At 43.9% G+C, this 18,570-nt stretch carries 17 protein-coding genes; 2 read left to right on the top strand and 15 right to left on the bottom strand.

Translation table 11 applies throughout. The annotated features are described in order from the left end of the window. Positions 1-147 precede the first annotated feature (147 nt). From ACTXGK_RS14785 to ubiG, 3 genes are all read right to left on the bottom strand, one after another. Positions 148-984, bottom strand: coding sequence for a YciK family oxidoreductase (locus ACTXGK_RS14785; RefSeq protein WP_443514704.1), 837 nt, complete (start codon positions 982-984; stop codon positions 148-150). Positions 985-1,083: 99 nt separating this feature from the next. Next, positions 1,084-1,794: an HAD family hydrolase gene (locus ACTXGK_RS14790; RefSeq protein WP_443514705.1), complete on the bottom strand. Its 711-nt coding sequence runs from the start codon at positions 1,792-1,794 to the stop codon at positions 1,084-1,086. An 83-nt stretch (positions 1,795-1,877) separates the two neighbouring features. Beyond that, positions 1,878-2,720 carry a bifunctional 2-polyprenyl-6-hydroxyphenol methylase/3-demethylubiquinol 3-O-methyltransferase UbiG gene (ubiG, locus tag ACTXGK_RS14795; protein ID WP_443514706.1) on the bottom strand — a complete coding sequence of 281 codons (843 nt, stop codon included), beginning with the start codon at positions 2,718-2,720 and terminating at the stop codon, positions 1,878-1,880. A gap of 504 nt (positions 2,721-3,224) precedes the next feature. Here ubiG and ACTXGK_RS14800 point away from each other — a divergent pair. Beyond that, positions 3,225-3,845, top strand: a complete 621-nt coding sequence (locus tag ACTXGK_RS14800; RefSeq protein WP_201600872.1) for a thiol:disulfide interchange protein DsbA/DsbL — start codon at positions 3,225-3,227, stop codon at positions 3,843-3,845. Positions 3,846-3,973: 128 nt separating this feature from the next. Here ACTXGK_RS14800 and yjgA read toward each other — a convergent pair whose 3' ends face one another. The 8 genes from yjgA to mazG form a co-directional block, all read right to left on the bottom strand. Continuing rightward, a complete protein-coding gene (gene yjgA / locus ACTXGK_RS14805; RefSeq protein WP_201600874.1) occupies positions 3,974-4,486 on the bottom strand; it encodes a ribosome biogenesis factor YjgA in 513 nt (170 codons plus the stop codon). A gap of 49 nt (positions 4,487-4,535) precedes the next feature. Then, on the bottom strand, positions 4,536-5,501 hold the full coding sequence (rapZ, locus tag ACTXGK_RS14810; protein ID WP_443514707.1) for an RNase adapter RapZ: 966 nt from the start codon (positions 5,499-5,501) through the stop codon (positions 4,536-4,538). 50 nt (positions 5,502-5,551) lie between these two features. Beyond that, the gene (gene panC, locus ACTXGK_RS14815) at positions 5,552-6,454 is read right to left on the bottom strand and encodes a pantoate--beta-alanine ligase (protein WP_443514708.1); all 903 of its coding nucleotides are present in this window, start codon (positions 6,452-6,454) and stop codon (positions 5,552-5,554) included. Positions 6,455-6,504: 50 nt separating this feature from the next. Beyond that, entirely contained in the window at positions 6,505-7,305 is an 801-nt protein-coding gene (gene panB, locus ACTXGK_RS14820) for a 3-methyl-2-oxobutanoate hydroxymethyltransferase (protein WP_443514709.1), read from the bottom strand. 113 nt (positions 7,306-7,418) lie between these two features. Beyond that, positions 7,419-7,940 carry a 2-amino-4-hydroxy-6-hydroxymethyldihydropteridine diphosphokinase gene (gene folK / locus ACTXGK_RS14825; RefSeq protein WP_443514710.1) on the bottom strand — a complete coding sequence of 174 codons (522 nt, stop codon included), beginning with the start codon at positions 7,938-7,940 and terminating at the stop codon, positions 7,419-7,421. A gap of 1 nt (position 7,941) precedes the next feature. Then, complete coding sequence (gene pcnB / locus ACTXGK_RS14830; RefSeq protein ID WP_443514711.1) at positions 7,942-10,125, bottom strand: polynucleotide adenylyltransferase PcnB; 2,184 nt, start codon at positions 10,123-10,125, stop codon at positions 7,942-7,944. Positions 10,126-10,291: 166 nt separating this feature from the next. Then, the gene (locus ACTXGK_RS14835; RefSeq protein WP_427618003.1) at positions 10,292-10,591 is read right to left on the bottom strand and encodes a ComEA family DNA-binding protein; all 300 of its coding nucleotides are present in this window, start codon (positions 10,589-10,591) and stop codon (positions 10,292-10,294) included. Positions 10,592-10,667: 76 nt separating this feature from the next. Beyond that, the gene (gene mazG / locus ACTXGK_RS14840) at positions 10,668-11,534 is read right to left on the bottom strand and encodes a nucleoside triphosphate pyrophosphohydrolase (RefSeq protein WP_443514712.1); all 867 of its coding nucleotides are present in this window, start codon (positions 11,532-11,534) and stop codon (positions 10,668-10,670) included. 244 nt (positions 11,535-11,778) lie between these two features. Between mazG and ACTXGK_RS14845 the strand changes: the two genes are divergently transcribed. Then, positions 11,779-13,266: a phosphohexomutase domain-containing protein gene (locus ACTXGK_RS14845; protein ID WP_443514713.1), complete on the top strand. Its 1,488-nt coding sequence runs from the start codon at positions 11,779-11,781 to the stop codon at positions 13,264-13,266. 66 nt (positions 13,267-13,332) lie between these two features. On the opposite strand, the gene ACTXGK_RS14850 is transcribed toward ACTXGK_RS14845, so the two are convergent. The 4 genes from ACTXGK_RS14850 to sucD all read right to left on the bottom strand — a co-directional run bounded on the left by ACTXGK_RS14850 (position 13,333) and on the right by sucD (position 18,540). Next, the gene (locus tag ACTXGK_RS14850) at positions 13,333-14,739 is read right to left on the bottom strand and encodes a UDP-glucose/GDP-mannose dehydrogenase family protein (RefSeq protein ID WP_443514714.1); all 1,407 of its coding nucleotides are present in this window, start codon (positions 14,737-14,739) and stop codon (positions 13,333-13,335) included. Between the two features lie 34 nt (positions 14,740-14,773). Beyond that, positions 14,774-16,453 (bottom strand): glucose-6-phosphate isomerase, encoded by a 1,680-nt coding sequence (gene pgi / locus ACTXGK_RS14855; RefSeq protein WP_443514715.1) that lies wholly within the window; start codon positions 16,451-16,453, stop codon positions 14,774-14,776. Between the two features lie 2 nt (positions 16,454-16,455). Continuing rightward, positions 16,456-17,328 carry a UTP--glucose-1-phosphate uridylyltransferase gene (locus ACTXGK_RS14860; protein WP_443514716.1) on the bottom strand — a complete coding sequence of 291 codons (873 nt, stop codon included), beginning with the start codon at positions 17,326-17,328 and terminating at the stop codon, positions 16,456-16,458. Between the two features lie 336 nt (positions 17,329-17,664). Beyond that, positions 17,665-18,540, bottom strand: coding sequence for a succinate--CoA ligase subunit alpha (gene sucD / locus ACTXGK_RS14865; protein WP_201601740.1), 876 nt, complete (start codon positions 18,538-18,540; stop codon positions 17,665-17,667). Positions 18,541-18,570 lie beyond the last annotated feature (30 nt).

An 18,570-nucleotide genomic window follows, 5' to 3' on the forward strand; every position in this document is an offset into this window, starting at 1 on the left:
TTTATCCTATTTGTTTTTTATTAGTCATTATTCTGTATATAATTTCTTTAATAACAAATAGATGGGGCTAGATACAACTGATTGCAACCTAACAATCGTCGCAATATCATAAATAAAACACGGCAACCTAAAGCAAAAACATCACTGCTAATCTTTTGGCTGCAACTCGACAACCTGCCCACGCACGCCAACACTTGCATCACTCATCAGACAGACATAACCTGCCATAATATCTTCAGGTGTTTTTAAACTCATCGGGTTTTCACCTGGATAAGCATGGGCGCGCATATTAGTACGAGTACCACCTGGATTAACACAGTTAAAACGCAGATTCGTGGTATTTTGGGTTTCTTGAGTAAAGATATCACTCATACCTTCTACTGCTTGTTTTGATAGCGCATAAGCACCCCAAAATGCGCGAGGATGCGTGCCAACTGTACTAGAAGTAAAGACGATAGAGCCATGATCGGCATCTTTTAGCAGTGGGAGCAATGCTTGAGTGAGCATAAAGGTCGCTGTAAAGTTGACCTTCATAACTTGAGCGAATGTATCAACGTCATACATCTCAAGTGGCGTCAACTGCCCAAGCACACCAGCGTTATGCAAGATACCATCCAACTGACCAACTTCTTTATCAATGAGTCTTTCTAGCTGCTGCATTTCAGCGTAGGTCGCCCCTTCTAGATTCATCGGCAACATAGCAGGTTGTTTACCACCAAGGCTCTCGATCTCATCATAGACGTACTCGAGCTTGCTGCTGGTACGGCCTAGTAGCAAAACGGTAGCGCCATAACGAGCATAGGTTAATGCTGCAACACGGCCAATACCATCCCCTGCACCTGTCACCAAGATAGTTTTTCCATCTAGACAATGAGTAGGTGGCTCAAAGTTGCGAATATCGTCATGAGTCAAAGGTTGAGTAAGACTTTGAACGTTTTTTTGGTTGTTTGTCTGATTAGCTGGCTGATTGATGTTGTCACTCATGCTATTGCTCACTACTTATCGTTGAATCATTGAAAATATATGCTCATCAGTATGAACTTAAGATGACTCATACTGATGATTTACTACCTAAAAACCAGTCTACAAATACTCAAATTTGCCAGAAGAAAGTAGCAGTTTACTCAACTGCTCAGGGGTGTCAGTAATATGATCTGCGCCCCATTTCTTCAGCGTTTTTTGATCTTCAGGTGGAATATAACCATAAGCCGCCAAAATCGTAGACATGCCAGCTGCATTGCCCGCTTCGATATCGCGTATATGATCGCCTACATAGAGCACACAGCCAGCAGCACCGCGAGGGATACCCAGTTTCTCTAGTGCCATATACATTGGCTCTGGATCTGGTTTTGAACGCGACACATCATCAGGGCATACCAAGACGGCACAGCGCTCATCTAACTGTATCTTATTCAATAGTTTTTCTGCCAGATAGCGAGGCTTGTTGGTCACGATACCCCAAGGTACGCCTTTGCTCTCTAAATCAACTAACACAGCTTCAAGCCCCTCAAACAAGCAGCTGTCGACACAGATATCTGCCTCATAGTCATCTAAGAACTGCTGGCGGAACTCAAGCAACGCCTCTTCACTGACTTCTAGTTGGTCGTTATGCCTGAGCATTAACTGCACCATGGCTGAGGCGCCGGCAGAGACTTGCTCGCGGATTTCTGCCTCAGGCGGCGCTTGCCAATCGTTTTCTAGACTCATTTTACCAATGATACGCACAAAATCTGCAGCAGTATCGATTAACGTCCCATCAAGGTCAAATAAAACAGCTTTTACAAATTGGGTCATAGTGAATGCTCTTGAAATTGATAACGTGTTTAGTAAAATTACAATGGATAAAGAAAGCCGTCTACAGTGCTCATTCTACCGCGTTAAACCAATGGCTTTTGGACAGCTATCATATAGTTCACATCAACGTTTTGGGCGAGCCAATAGCGCTTAGTCAGCGGATTATAATGCAGGCCGATGATATCTTGGCGTACAAAGCCTGTATTGATGGCCATTTTGTCTAGCTCAGCTGGGGTAATAAACTTGGCATAATCATGAGTGCCGCGGTCGAGCAATCGCAGCACGTACTCTGCCCCAACAATAGCAAACAAGTACGACTTAGGATTTCGGTTGATTGTCGATAGTACACAAACGCCGCCAGGCGCTAAGAGCTCATAACAAGCCTGTACAATCGAGCTAGGATCAGGCACGTGCTCAAGCATTTCCATACAGGTCACCACATCGAACTGACCTGTATGCGTTTTTGCTAGCTCTTCAACTGGAATATGCTGATAGCGTAAAGTGCTCTCTAATCCACTTTGCTCAGCGTGCACTGTAGCAGCCTTGAGGTTTTCAGTACCCAAATCAATACCTGTCACATCTGCACCGCGACGTGCCATAGACTCTGACAATATTCCGCCACCGCATCCTACATCGAGCACTTTTTTGTCAGCGAGCCCTTGTTCAGCGGTCTTATGAGTCACGTCATTACTGCGAGTATCGTTTTGATAGCCACGCTTGATGTTCTCTTCTATCCAATTTAAACGCAGCGGATTGATCTCATGTAACGTTGCAAATGCACCTGTGTTGCTCCACCACTCGCTCGCCAGATTGTTAAATTTTTCAACTTCGTTGGGGTCCACGTTTATAGTGCCAGCCGCCGTGTTATCAAGATTTTCGTTGATCTTATTGCTCGAAGATGGCGAAGAAGATAAAGCTGAGCTCATAGCATTTTCCTTGATTGTCATTATAGTTGTTATCGTATACAGTGCACGGTTATGTGCTCAATATTAGCATGAGCGCCGTATATTTGTCGTAGGTACATCGTCACTGATTGTGAATGGGCCTAGCAAACGTCTATTTCTTACTTGCTTTTTACCTGCTATTTTATGGCAAATAATAGAGAATGGCTGCTTTAGACATACTTATTCGCGTGCTTTATAATGAGCATAGCGATGAGCCGTAAGCTTAAAAGAGCTAACTATCAGAAATGACAAGCAATACGCCTTAAATAATAGCTAACAACTTTATAACTGTCGGTTAAGAATCCGATTCACAAGCGTGCACGTTTTACGCTATCATAGTCGATACTTCAATATTGTTCGATTATACTTGACGCTGTATCGTTCAGACACTCTGAAAATCGTATATCTCACATATCGATGTTGTAAATGTCATAAATACCCTAACCTTTTAACAAACTCTAAATCCCCACACCTCAAGGATAAAGTATGAAACGTGTCATTACACTGACTGGTCTGGCGATGGCCATTGGACTTGCCTCAATGGGCGCACAAGCTGCGGACTATGTCGCTGGAAAAGATTATCGCGTAATAGACAACCCAGAGACCATCAGCGGTGATGCTATCATTGTTCGTGAGTTTTTCTGGTATGGCTGCCCACATTGTAATGTACTTGATCCGCATATGGAAAAATGGGCAAAGACTAAAGACAAAGATGTCGTATTCTTCAAAACACCAGCGGCACTTAACCCTGTTTGGGAAGCCAACGCTCGTGGTTTCTATGCGGCTCAGCTTTTAGGGTTCGAAGACAAAACCCATTCTGCACTATTTGACGCGATCCACAAAGATGGCAAAAAGCTGTTTGATCAATCATCATTGAGTAAATGGTACGCATCAAAAGGCGTAAATGAAAAGAAATTCAACAGTCTTTATAACTCATTTGCTGTTGGTACAAAAATTGGTCGCTCACAAGAAGGCGCTAAGCGTTATCAGCTTTCTGGCGTACCGGCTGTGGTCGTACAAGGCAAATACGTGGTAACTGGTGAAGATGCAAAAGTGCCTAAAGTTGTTGAATATCTAGTCGATAAAGCCCGCGCTGAAAAGAAATAACCTATATCACGTCAGCTTAAATAGCATCATTTAAGTACGATAATATCTATATGACACACTAAAAAGCCAATCATTCATTGATTGGCTTTTTTGCGTTCTAAAATTTAATCAATATTACTATCGTATATCTATTTTTTCAATTGCGACAAGATCGCCACTTCACGAATATAGCTTGCCAAGTCTGCTTTGGATTCTGCCATTAGCTCATCGTCTTGCATATGTTTGGCGTACTCAATCCATAGTAGTAATTGATACATACTGTTGTGCTCAGAAGCTTTGTATTGTTTTACAAACTGCTTGAGCGTGCCCTCATCATTGATATTTAGGCGATCATACCAACTTTCAATTTTAGACACTTGCTCTTTAGGAAAAAATGCATCAAACAATGCCTTGACCAACTCGTGGCGATTTTCTTCGCTGATGAGCTTACCAACGCGTTTGGTTTGACGGTTACGAGCATTGGCACTGGTAATATCAGCCAATGCCATGAGTTCAGCCATAAAATAATCACTGGCTGGCAATGTTTTTAGCTGTTTTTTTGATAGGCCAGCGAGCGGTATAGACAGTTGCTGCAAGCGCTCATGAGATTTTTTGAGTTCTGTGCGCGAAACGCGCATATCTTGTTCTGACCAGTCAATCATAAAAACTTTCCAAAATGATAAGTAATAAAATTAATAGTGCTGAATATAACTACCAACGACTTTTTTCGCGATGTTTTGCCAGTACCTTTACACCTTCTGGCATCGTATCAGCGAGGCGACGCTGCAAATGATCGGTGATAAATACTGAACGATGCTTACCGCCGGTACAACCGATCGCAACCGTCACTGTATGACGATTATTGTGCAAAAACTCTGGTAGCCAACGTGTCAAAAACTTATCAATGTCATTGAGCATTTCAGACACTTCAGGGTAATCAGCGAAAAATGCGCTGACTTCAGCATCGAGCCCTGTTGAGGCACGCAGCTCAGGATTCCAATGTGGATTGGGCAAAATCCTGACATCAAATACAAAGTCAGCATCAATGGGACTACCGTGCTTAAAACCAAATGACAGTAGGTTAATGACAATCTGATTGTCCATTCCAATGTGTTCGCGTAACCTGTCTTTTAACTGATGGATATTTAGACTGGTAGTATCAATCTTGATATCGGCATGACCAGAAATCGGCTCTAATAATTCAATTTCTTTCTTGATCGCAGCAGGCAGGTTAAATGCGATATGCTTTGCATTGTCACTATCAACATCTTGAGACATCAGAGGGTGGACGCGGCGCGTCGCATTGAAACGTGCTATTAGGGTATTCTCTTGCGCCGTCACATATAGGACTTGTACCGCTTGTGCCCCATAGGTTTCTTTCAAAGAAGCATAGGTGGCGGCAAAGTTAGATAGATCAGCTCGTGGCGTCCGTATATCAACACCAAGTGCGATACGATGGATACCGCTTTCTTTTACCAGCTTGTGGGCGGCACTCGGCAATAGAGACAACGGTAGGTTATCAATAGAGTAATATCCTAAATCTTCTAGGATATTTAACACTGATGTTTTGCCTGATCCTGAACGGCCTGATACCACTAGAATACTGAGCTTGTCCGTTGATATTTTTGGCGTTGTCGATGCGGCTTGATTCTCGCTTTGATCCTGACTTATATCCATGATCTACCCATTCTAGTTCATTGCATCCGATACATTATATACCGAAGGGTTTACTCCACCACTACTAATTGATTATCCAATAAACGTGCGCGTCCGAGCCATGCTGCAACCAAAATAACAATGTTTTTATTTTCTATATTGAAGGTTGTAGAGTCACTTACGACAGAACCCAGCGCTTCAGTTTTTACTTCTAGATAATCGATCGTGAAACCTGCGTTACTAATGCGTGTACGCTTGTCTTTTAGTAATGATTCAAACACTTGCTGGCTGATGCCATTGCCTTTCAACTGCGCTGCCAAATCTTGCAGCTCTCGATGCAGTATAGGCGCAACTTGTCGCTCAGATTCGGTTAAGTATTGATTACGCGAGGAGAGCGCTAGTCCATCATCAGCACGAACAATAGGGGCGCCAACAATCTCAATTGGGTAGCTCAAATCACGCACCAACTGCTTAATAATAGCCAGCTGCTGATAGTCTTTTTGTCCAAATATCGCCACATCTGGTTGCACAATATTGAAAAGCTTAGAAACAACGATACCAACGCCATCAAAATGACCAGGGCGTGATTGACCACATAATTGGTTACTAATAGCGCCAGCTAATACGGTAGTCGGTGGTGGTAGTACTGGATACATCGCATCAACGCTTGGCGCAAAGACATAATCTGCACCAACAGAGGCAAGCTTAGCCACATCTTCGTCTAGTGTACGTGGATAACTATCAAAATCCTCACCCACACCGAACTGAGTAGGATTGACAAAAATACTAACGACGACGATATTCGCATGCTGTTTAGCAATTTTTACCAGCTCTAGATGACCCTCATGCAGATTACCCATTGTTGGTACTAATGCAATACGCTGCTGACGGTCTTGTTTGTCACTTTGCTGACCACGATACGGCTGCAAAGCGGTACGTAGTAACGAGATATGATGATGAATGATAGGAGACATGGTAGTTTTTCTTATATTTCAATATTCTGATATTTGAAAGCTCAAATAGATTAGCTAAATTGGTGCTGTTCAGTTGGGAAACTGCGGTCACGTACCGATTGCTGATATAACTCAAAAGCCCCTTCAATACTGCGTGCACTGTTACGCTCATCAGTCAAAAAGTCATGAACAAAACGTGGCACACGACCATGTACCATGCCTAGCATGTCATGCATCACCAGTACCTGACCATCAGTATCTGCGCCTGCACCGATGCCAATGACTGGCACAGCGACAGCGTCTGTCACTACTTTGGCAAGTGCTGCCGGCACACACTCTAGCACCAACAGCGCTGCACCAGCATCAACCACTGCCTTAGCATCAGCGAGCAATTTGTCAGCCGCCTCGTCACCGCGGCCTTGAATCTTATAGCCGCCAAACACATTGACCGATTGCGGGGTCAAACCAAGATGTACACAAGTGGGCGTTCCTGCTTGCGCTAAAGTCGTCACCAATTCACAGAGCTCACTACCGCCTTCGACCTTAATCACATGCGCGCCTGCCTGCATCAATTGGCGGCTATTAGCAATCGCTTCTGGCAACGTCACATAACTCATGAACGGCAGATCAGCTAATATCAAGGCGTGTTTATTACTACGAGCGATACTGGCTGTGTGATATGCCATATCATTGACGGTCACAGGTAGCGTTGAGTCGTGGCCTTGCACGACCATACCTAGACTATCACCAATCAAAATCGTATCGATCTCAGCTTTATCCATCATCCGTGCAAACATTGAGTCATAGCACGTCAAGCAAGTAAACTTAGTACCATCTTTTTTAAATTTATTTAACGTAGATAATGTTGTCATATGACCCTCAATTAACTTGCAATGCCTTTAATTATCAATGTCTATCACCTTAGCTAGCGTTAATGAGCTATCATAAAAAGTATCTGATACTTTTTATGATAAGCCACTGCAGATCAGTCATTTGATAATAATTTTAAGCCTGTCCAATCATGACTTGGTGGGTAGTCAGCTATTGGTGTTTCTACGATAGTCAAATGTGGCGCTAACTCTCGCAGTGGTATCAATACAAAATTACGCTCGCATAGTCCAGCGTGCGGAACCGTTAGCTGTGGTTCGGCAATCTGCATATCACCGTATAGTAAAATATCGACATCTAGACTACGCTCACCCCAGCGGCGCAAACGTGCCCGTTTGGCCATTTTTTCTAACTGCTGACAAAAACTAAGCAGCTCAAAAGGCGTCATTACCGTTTTAAACCCAGCAACCGCATTGATAAAGTCTGGCTGGTCTTGTGGACCCATCGGCGCTGACGCATAAAAAGAAGACACGCTAATGTCACGTATTTTCTCACTATTTTTCATGCTTTCAAGCGCTTGCTGCAAGTGGTCTGTAGGCGAGCCCAACTCATTAGATAGATTGCTACCTAGGCCCACATAACAGGTAACCCAGTGACTATCATTCGTACTGTTATTCATATCAGGCACTTTCAGTACTAGGCTGACGGCGGCGGCGTTTTGATGGCACAGGGCCTTTATCATCAGTCACTTTAACAGCAGGTTCTTGATTACTAGCAACTTGCTCAGTCTTTGCTTTGACTGGTTTTCTAGCCTTTGCTGGTGTAGCCACTTTCTTTGTCACTTCACGCTCTACAACTTCTGTAGTATCAGTTGAACTAGCTGATGTCGCTGCTGACTTAGGTGCTTTTCTCGCATACTTCGCTGTTGACTGCTCTTTATCAGCCTTGCTTTGCAACTCGACACTATTTGCACTATCAACAGTGGGCTGACGACGGCGACGCTTGTGCGGAATCGGCTCGTTATTCATACTGACTAGCGCAGGCGATCTTGCGATTGAGCGAGTTGGTCTTGCCTGATCAGCTGATGCCTTAACCTCTGACGAACTAGCTTGAGACAACTGAGTGTTATCTAAACGATCAGCTTTATCCGTTTGCTTTTGGGTGTCGTTATTAGTCGACTCTTGCTTTTGCACAGGCGCGCTCTTGCGCTTCGGCTGCGATGCACTCTCAGCTGGCAGCTGCTTTTGTAGCGGCGGCACAACCTTTTCGTGCTCTATAACGAACAGTGGCGCAGGTTTAGAATGATGGCGTTTGTTTGTCACCTGGTTATTACTAGCAAGCGATAGCTGCTGTAGCTGCGCAAGCTCATTGCTATCTTGTTTCACCTGCTGCGTGTTGTACTCTTTGTTATTACTGTTGTCATTTTTAGACTGGCTGACAGCGCGACGACGACGTGCTGGGATGTTCGATGAATCGTTTACCATTGTCTGATCCTTTCTACCTTTCTCAGTACTATCATTAGCATTGCTTTGTTTCGCACTGCTCTGATTAGATGGTGAGTGATCAGTGATATTTGCTTCTGGTTTTTGACGATTGCGTCCGCGGCTACGTTGCCCTTTTTTGTAGGCACCGCGGCGAATATTTTCGTCGAACGCTTCAATCGCTTGCTGCTGCTCTCGCTCAGACAATGTCTGATACGTCTGCCACCACTCACCCATGTCATTCGTCGACTCTGACAATGGATGCTCAGCATCACCGCATTGCTCACGCAATAATAAAAAGTCAAAACCCGCACGAAAGCGCGGATGCTCAGAGAGCTGAACGATTTGCTTGCTACGCGGAGCGGCAAGTTTTGGCTGCAATATCCAGATATCACGGATAAATTGCTCAGCAAATTTTGGAATAGCGGTTTTGATACGTTGACGGTCAATGACTTTACCAGCGGCATGCATTTGTGCTTCAGCAAACGGCATATTGCGCTTTTTAGCTTTTGCCAATTGATGCAGATAGTTTTCCCACAATAGCGCCGCATAAAAGAACGCTGGATTGATGCTTTTGCCTGCCGCAATACGCTTGTCGGTATTGATTGCCACTTGATTGACTAAGGCGCTTGGCTCGGCTGGTGGGTAAATGATGAGGCTATCGATCGCGCCAGACTCAAACAATAATGGCAACAGTGGCACTAGATAGCCACCGGTAAACATCTTCTGTGTTTCATCATAGAGACGATGTGGCGATATCTGCTCAAGCAGGGCCCAATTACCATCATGGAACTGATCGGACAACGCATCATCAAACTCAAAGCCTAATTTGGCTTTAAATCGCAGCGCACGTAATAGTCTTACTGGATCTTCTTCAATACGCACTGGCGCATGACCCAGTAGACGAATAATTCTATTATCGATGTCTTCAAGCGCACCACAAAAATCATGAACCACGCCTTTGAGCGGCTGATAATAAAGCGCATTGATAGAAAAGTCACGACGGGCAAAGTCTTGCTTGATATCGCCCCACACATTGTCGCGCAGGATCATACCGTCCTGATTGGTATTGGCATTGCTCGTTGGTGGACCACGGAAAGTAGCCACTTCGATTAACTCGCGACCTGAATACACATGTGCTAACTGAAAACGTCGACCGATGATACGGCAACGCTTGCCAAAGACGTCTTTAATCTCGTGCGGCTTGGCATCAGTCACGGCGTCAAAGTCTTTTGGGCGCAGACCCAATAAGGTATCGCGCACACCACCACCAACGATATACGCATCAAACCCAGCTCGGGTCAATGTGGCAATCACTTCAGTAATGGAATTGGGTAATTCAGATTTGTTCAGTTCTAACTGCTTGGCGGCACGCTCGGCCATGCATCTACTCCTCGCCGGTATTCTTTAACCACCCCTGAATAACACAGCGTTTATCAGGCGGATGTACCCGCTAGTTTAACAAATTTTGCACGTGCTGGGTGTGTTATGACATTTACTTACATGCTATTTTGTCAATATTGGGATTGATTAATGCAAAATACCGCTATTAATCTTGCACACTTAAGCGTCTTCGATTTTTCTCAAGCGTTTTTGCACCAATACCTTTCACCTTTGCTAATTCATCTACTGTTTTAAACTCACCGAACATTTCACGATATAAAATAATCGCCTGTGCTTTACTGCTGCCAATACCATTTAGCGATACCAGCTCACCTTCACTGGCACGATTGATATTTACGGTGGCTTCATCTCGTGCCTGTATTTTGGCATTTTCTTGTGCCAACAGATAATTGTAAGCACGCTGAGGATTGTCAAAACAGGGAGCAGCGTGGGCATTATTAAGCATCAGCAGAGCGCATGAAAGACTAACAATAGACATTACTATGTAGCTGCTAGGCGAAATATAGCTACTAGGTAGAATTTTATGATAAGCGTTCATGTTGTTTCGCCGCTTCCCACAATGCATCCATTTCAGTTATATCGCTGTCCTCCAAACGCTTACCACTTAATGCTAATTGCTCCTCGATATAACCAAAACGTGATTTAAATTTATGTACGCAGGTTAAGGTAGCGGCTTCTGCATCAAGGTTTAGTTTGCGTGCGACATTGACGAGCGCAAACATACAATCGCCTAATTCCTTTTCGACCTCTCTGATATTTGCTTTGATCTCAACTGTAGATTTATCTGTTAGCTCATGCTTTAGCTCAGCAATCTCTTCGTCTAGCTTATCTACGGCACCTGCAATGCCTTCCCAATCAAAACCCAGCTTTGACGCTTGTTTTTGCACATCTTGTGCCTGCATTAAGGCACTACCCGCTTTCACTTGATCTAAGCGACGTTTTGACTTACCACGTGCCTCGCGTGCCTGCTGCTCTTCTAATTTAATCTCATCCCAGCGTACTTTTACCGCGGCATCATCTTTGAGCGTTTCGGCTTCAAATACATGCGGGTGACGGCGAACCAACTTCTCTTGCAAAGTGCTAATCACATCACTCATATCAAAACGCCCTTGTTCAGCGTACATTTGGCAGTGAAAGATGACTTGTAACAGGACATCACCCAACTCGCCTTTGATATCTTCATCATCATCGCTTTGCACCGCTTCGCCCAGCTCATAGGCCTCCTCGATAGCATAAGGAATAAGGCTATGATTAGTCTGTTTCCTATCCCACGGACAATCTGCTCGTAGACGAGCCATCAACGCTAATAAATCATCAAACTCACCGCTAGCCTCTGGTGTACCCTGCACAGGTTCAGGTACTGTTACTTTGTTATCTAAAATACTCATAGGAAATACTCTTATATTTTATTTATCATGCCATTTTTTGGCTTGGTATAGCGTATAGTTTATCATTCTCGTACGTCAGTGTAGTACGAGGCTTAGTGATCGATCAGCATAAATCTGCGTCATACATATCGACATGTATCTAACTCATTGAGTAGTTAATGTATCATTGAGCCCTGATTAGCTTATAATTATGCTATCTACTTTCTTATTTTATCATTGCTCACGCGCAAGGAATTTTATCATTATGTCGACTTCTGCGACCACCAGCTATCAGCCCGCCACGGAATTTAATGCTATCACCATCAACTCGTTTAAAGCTTATGATATACGCGGTGAGCTTGGCGTCAATCTCGATGAAGATATCGCTTACCGTATTGGTCGGGCTTTTGCTCAGATTTTATATCAGCGCTATCACGCAGCCATTGAAAATCAAACCAATGATATGGCAGATCTAAAACCAGCTATCGTCATTGGTAGCGATATTCGCCACTCTAGTGAGCAATTAAAACAAGCCGCTACCAAAGGCATCGTTGATGCAGGCGTTGATGTAATCGATTTGGGCATGAGTGGTACGGAAGAGGTGTACTTTGCTACCAGTTATTATCAGGCGCTGGGCGGTATAGAGGTCACGGCGAGCCACAACCCTATCAACTACAATGGTTTAAAACTGGTCAAAGAGCACTCAAAACCTATCAGTGCGGATGACGGTTTGGCGGAGATTCAGGCATTAGCAGAATCAGGACAATTTACCGCTAATAATCAATCAGGACAGTTGCAATTATTAACTGATAAAAGTGCTTATATCGATCATGTCATGACTTTTGTTGATGTTGATAAATTAAAGCCGCTTAAACTGGTCATCAACTCAGGTAACGGCAGCGCAGGTCCAGTCGTTGACTTGTTAATCGATAAACTGACGCAAGCTGGTGCACCCATTGAAATTATCAAATTGCATCATACGCCTGATGGTAGCTTCCCAAATGGCATCCCCAATCCAATGATTGAAGCCAATAGACTGGCGACTCAGCAAGCCGTGCTAGAAAACAAAGCGGATCTTGGTATTGCTTTTGATGGTGATTTTGATCGCTGCTTTTTGTTTGATGAAAATGGCGTGTTCATTGATGGTAGCTATATCGTCGGTATGCTCGCTCAAGCATTTTTGAACAAATACCCGAGTGAATCAATCGTCTATGATCCACGAGTCGTATACAACACTGAGGCGGTTATTGAAGCGCATAATGGTAATGCCGTTATCAGCAAGTCTGGCCACTCATTTATCAAACAAGTCATGCGTCATTCAGGTGCGGTTTATGGTGGTGAGATGTCCGCCCATCATTACTTCCGTGATTTTTTCTATTGCGACAGCGGTATGATTCCTTGGTTACTCACCATAGAGCTGCTGTCTATCACGGGTAAAACCTTATCAGAATTGGTCACAGGCTATATTCAGTCTTATCCCAGCTCAGGCGAACTAAACTTTCGCCTCACGACTCATGACGCGCCAACGATCATCAGCGCAATCGAAGAAAAATTTAGTATCGACAATCCAACTAAATCTCTGCTTGATGGCTTAAGCCTGAATTTTGGCGAATGGCGCTTCAATTTGCGTGCTTCAAATACTGAACCACTTATCAGATTGAATATCGAAAGTCGCGGCGATCAAACGTTATTGTCTGATAAAACTCAAGAAATTCAGCAATGGCTAGCAGCACAAGGTGCGGTTCCAGCATAAAATCACAAAAAAGCTCGCTAATCATGATTAGCGAGCTTTTTTAATAATGAATAATGTTAAATAAAACTATTTAGATCGACCAATGCCCACATAGTCGCCTACTAAGCGATCAATTTGCGACCGAGTAAATATATTTTGCGCATCAAATAATGGCATGGCTTGCTGATTGATTTTATCAATATCTAGTCGATCTCGTGGCGACCAACTGATCAAAAAAATGGCCTGAGCATCATTGATTCTCTGATAAGGACTGCTAATCAATTCAAGTAAAGGTTGTTGTTTATACAGTGCAGCAAGCTCACCCTGTGCCTTATCGCTATAGACTAATGTACGGATATTATAAGACCAGAGTAATGCTAACAACGGATGGATGGCTGAGCCTGCGGTACGGCCTGAGCCTGCTTTATAGCTGCCGCCCCAGATCATGACGGTTTTATTATCAATGAAACCATCAAAATACTGCCAAAACTTACGAAATATCAGCTCTTTTTGGTCTTCGTTAATATGCATGACAGACTGTAAAAGAGGCATGTTTAAACTGTGTATTTTGCTCGACTGCTGTAACTTAGCAAGCTCGGTAGGTAATGTATTACCGCCAAACCCCCAGCCTGCCTGTAGATAGCTACTGCCTACGCGCTCATCCAACCCCATGATACGACTCACCTGACTGATATCCACCTGCTGGCTATCCGCCAAGCGTGACATCTCATTCATAAAGCTTACTCGGGTCGCGAGCATCGCCATAATGCTACTACGCGCAAACTCTATCGTTGCGATATCGGCATGATGAGCGGCGCGAGCATGCTGCATTAACGGCTGTAACATCTCTAAATGTTGGTTGCTGTCTGCTGTTTTTTCACCCAGCAACCATAATGCAGGGTTCAACATGGAGTTATAAGCATCACCATCTTGTAAAAATACGAACGGGACATAATAAACCCAAGCGCGCTGTAAACGCTCAGATAGCGCTGAGATAGTCCCTAATTGCTCAATACCACTCATAATCACAGGTAATGCCTGTTGGTGACTATGGTTAAACGCCGTAATCCAGCTATCGTCGCTCCATGTTGACTTAATACTGTCTAAAAACAACCAGTAAAGCGCCACTTTATTTTGATCATCACTATGAATGCTCTGACTGACAATTTGAGTATCATCATGATTTGCCGTCTCATAATAATGTATTAACGTCTCTGCACGATCTGGTAATGCTTGGCTCGTAATAACTTGCTGCTGTATATACATTTGCCATAGCGCTTGCAGATGATGCTCAAAGCTGTATTGCTGTATTTGCCGAACCAATAGATCCATATCTGCATAAAGATGAACGCGTTGACCTAAACTTGCCAGCACCACTGCACTGGTAATCGCTTCAATACTATGGCCAACCAGCACACACACATTGGAACTGGTCAATGGGCTTGATGCAAATTCATTATAAGGCGTACATTTATCGTTTGTAGCAGTCCCCATGAGTGTACCTTTTTACGTTATTGATTGATCAATATTACTGAGATAGTTTTTTGATATGCTGTAGCAAGTGGTCGGTAGAGGTGTCAAATTGGCAGTGAGTCTCTTGCTGCATAGCGTCATGCACAGACTCTGCCATTTGCTTGCCCATCTCAACCCCCCATTGATCAAACGGGTTAATATCCCAAATACTGGCCATCACGTAGACCTTGTGCTCGTAGAGTGCAACCAGCGCACCCAGATTATGAGGCGTAAGCTCATCAATAAGTAAGGTAGTTGATGGTTGATTACCACGGTAATATTTATATTTATCTGCACTAGATGCCGTTTTTTCATCACTATTTGAGGCAGCTGTGACAGCGGCATTGCCAAATGCCAAGACTCGACTTTGCGCTAGGCAGTTTGCTAAAGATAGCTCATGTTGTTGTTGTAACGAGGCGTTTTGTACCTCGCCACTATAACGGCGTACACAAGCAATAAAATCACAGGAAACTTGCTGCGTGCCTTGATGCAGTAGCTGATAGAAGGCATGCTGAGCGTTTGAACCAATTTCGCCCCACAGAATTGGGCAAGTATCATAATCAATCTGGTCACCATGCTGAGTGACCGACTTGCCATTACTTTCCATTTCAAGCTGGGTCAAGTAACTAGGCAGATAGCCCAACCGTCCATCATAAGGTAGTACGGTATGGGCATTCACCTTCAAAAACGTACTGTTCCATACAGCTAGCAGCCCTAGCAATACTGGTAAGTTATCTGTAAAATGCGCCTGTGCAAAATGCTCATCCATACTGTGAGCACCACTTAGTAGCTCCCTAAACCCATTCATACCAACACGAATAGCAATGGCTAGCCCAATCGCTGACCACAAAGAAAACCGGCCTCCAACCCACTCCCAAAGCTCTAATTGATGCTCAGGATGTATCCCCCAAGCGCTCATCTTTTCACTATTGGCTGATATTCCAATAAAATGCCGACGCAACACACTGTTCTCTGTACCCGCGCGCAGCGTCGCCGTCGCAAGCAACCATGATAGTGCGGTTTTGGCATTAGATAAGGTATCAACCGTGCCGAAGGATTTAGAAGAGATAATAAATAAAGTGGTTTCAGGATTTAGATGCTTTAGTAGATTATCAAGCTGAGTGCCGTCCATGTTAGAGACGAAGTGCACATCGATGTCCGTGTCTGCCCATTCATCAAGCGCAGCAGTTGCCATGAGCGGCCCAAGATCGGAACCGCCAACGCCAATATTGACTACATCGGTAATAGCCTTACCTGAGAACCCTCGCCATGTGCCACTACGGACACGTTCGGATAGTCTCGCTACCCGTGCCAAACTATGATGTACGTTGGCAACCACATCTTGCTCACCAACTTTTAGCTCTGCCGTTTCGGGTAGGCGCAGTGCTGTGTGTAAGGCCGCTCGCTCTTCACTATTATTGACCATCGCCCCTTGCATCAACGCATCAATTCGAGCGGACAACTCACAGCTATCTGCTAGCTGAAATAAAGCGTCCAATACCTGAGAATCTACGCACTGCTTGCTATAGTCCATGTACAGCGCACCAGCTTGCGTACTAAAGCGTGTAGCACGCCTATCATCTTGCGCGAATAAACTTGCCAACGACCATGGCTGCGCCGCAAGCGTTTGCAACTGCTCCCAATATTTGGAACGGCGAGCGCTATGATACTTCTTATCGTCCTTTATCTTATCCATCGCTACTTATCATCTGCTAATTGCTGCTCGGCAAAATAGATAAACGCTTGCATATACGAACGCATGTCACCTGCATCATAGCTAGCACCGCGCATCGTTGTGACATTTACACCATATTCGTTAATAAGTGCATCAATAGCATCAGTCAGTTGAATCTCACCACCGACTGAGGCTTGCGTATTGGCTAAGTAGTCAAAAATTTGATTGCTAAATACATAGCGACCAACCACAGCTAGGTTTGAAGGAGCTTCTGCTAGACTGGGTTTTTCCACAAAACCTGCAACACTAAAGCTAGCATTTACATCTGCTTGGTCATTCATATCACTATTGTCACTGAGTTTAGCAATACCGTATTTATGTACATCATCATCTGCTACTTTATCAACCAATATCTGTGAGTGACCATCTGTAGCAAAGGCATCTAACATAAAGGCCAAATTATCAGCAGACATGTTAGTGGTAAATGGATCAAGCACGACATCAGGTAACAATACGGCAAAGTCATTCTCACCAATGATTGGTCGCGCAGCCAGTACTGCATGTCCCAAACCTAACGCCTTACCTTGACGTATCATCGACACAGTCACATCTTCTGGCAACCAATTTAAGCTATCAGCCAACTCATCTTTGCCTTTATGACGCAATTGACTATCTAGCTCAGCATTGATATCGAAGTAGTTTTCAATCGCGCTTTTTTGCGCATGACCAACCAAAACGATATGCTTGATACCAGCAGCGATGGCCTCTTCGACCACATAATGGATAGCAGGACGATTGCCTAAAGGCAATAGCTCTTTTGGTACAGATTTAGACAGCGGTAGCATACGTGTACCAAAGCCTGCAACTGGTATAACGGCGTGAGTGATTTTTTTCATAATAAGAGGACTGTTTTAAGAAAGTAGGTTAGGTAAAACAATGCTAACTTAGCAAATACTTAATAGATATTATAGTGGTTTAGATTTGTACCTTACTAATATGACACGTCTCAGCAGATATACAAAACTTATCAGTCTAATAACTCTGAATCAAAAATTATGACGCATATCATTCAAAATAATATTTTTATGAAAACTGATATATTCACTATAACTGATGACTAATATTTTGTTTTTCATAGAATTTGCAGACATAAAAAAGACACCCCATTGTAGGGGTGCCTTCTCAATATTTCAAGATAGTTTTGGTAGCTATATAACAGACATATGTCTGTATTACCAACCAGTAACTTCTTTTAACTTCTCACCAAGTTTAGATGGATCGCGCGTATACGCGATACCAGCATCTTCAAACGCCTTAAACTTCTCTTCAGCAGTACCTTGACCACCAGAGATAATAGCGCCAGCATGACCCATACGCTTGCCTTCTGGAGCAGTAACACCAGCGATATAGCCAACAACTGGCTTAGTTACATGATCCTTGATGTAAGCAGCAGCTTCTTCTTCAGCAGTACCACCGATCTCACCGATTAGGATGATCGCTTCAGTTTGTGGATCAGCTTCGAACAATTTCAATGCATCAATCTGGTTCATACCAGGAATAGGATCACCACCAATACCGATACACGTTGACTGACCAAAACCAAGCTTAGTCGTTTGAGCGACGGCTTCATAAGTCAAAGTACCAGAACGTGAGATGATGCCGACTTTACCTGGCTGATGGATATGACCTGGCATGATGCCGATTTTGCATTCGCCTGGCGTGATAACGCCTGGGCAGTTAGGACCAACCAAACGTACGTCGCCCGCTTCTTCAAGATAGCGTTTTGCTTTTAGCATATCGATAGTGGGTACGCCTTCAGTGATCACAACGATCAACTTAACGCCAGCATCGATGGCTTCAACGATAGAATCTAGTACAAATGGTGCTGGTACGTAGATAACAGAAGCGTCTGCTTGAGTCGCTTCCATAGCTTCCGCCATAGTGTTAAATACTGGTAGACCCAAATGCGTTTGACCGCCTTTACCTGGGGTTACGCCGCCAACTACTTTGGTGCCGTATTCGATGGCTTGTTCTGAATGGAACGTACCGTTTTTACCAGTGAAACCTTGTACCAATACTTTGGTATCTTTATCGATTAATACACTCATTATATTTTCCTTGTATTCGGTTGTCTTGTA

Origin of the sequence: Psychrobacter sp. T6-5, assembly GCF_052258485.2 — a bacterium.
GTDB lineage: Bacteria > Pseudomonadota > Gammaproteobacteria > Pseudomonadales > Moraxellaceae > Psychrobacter.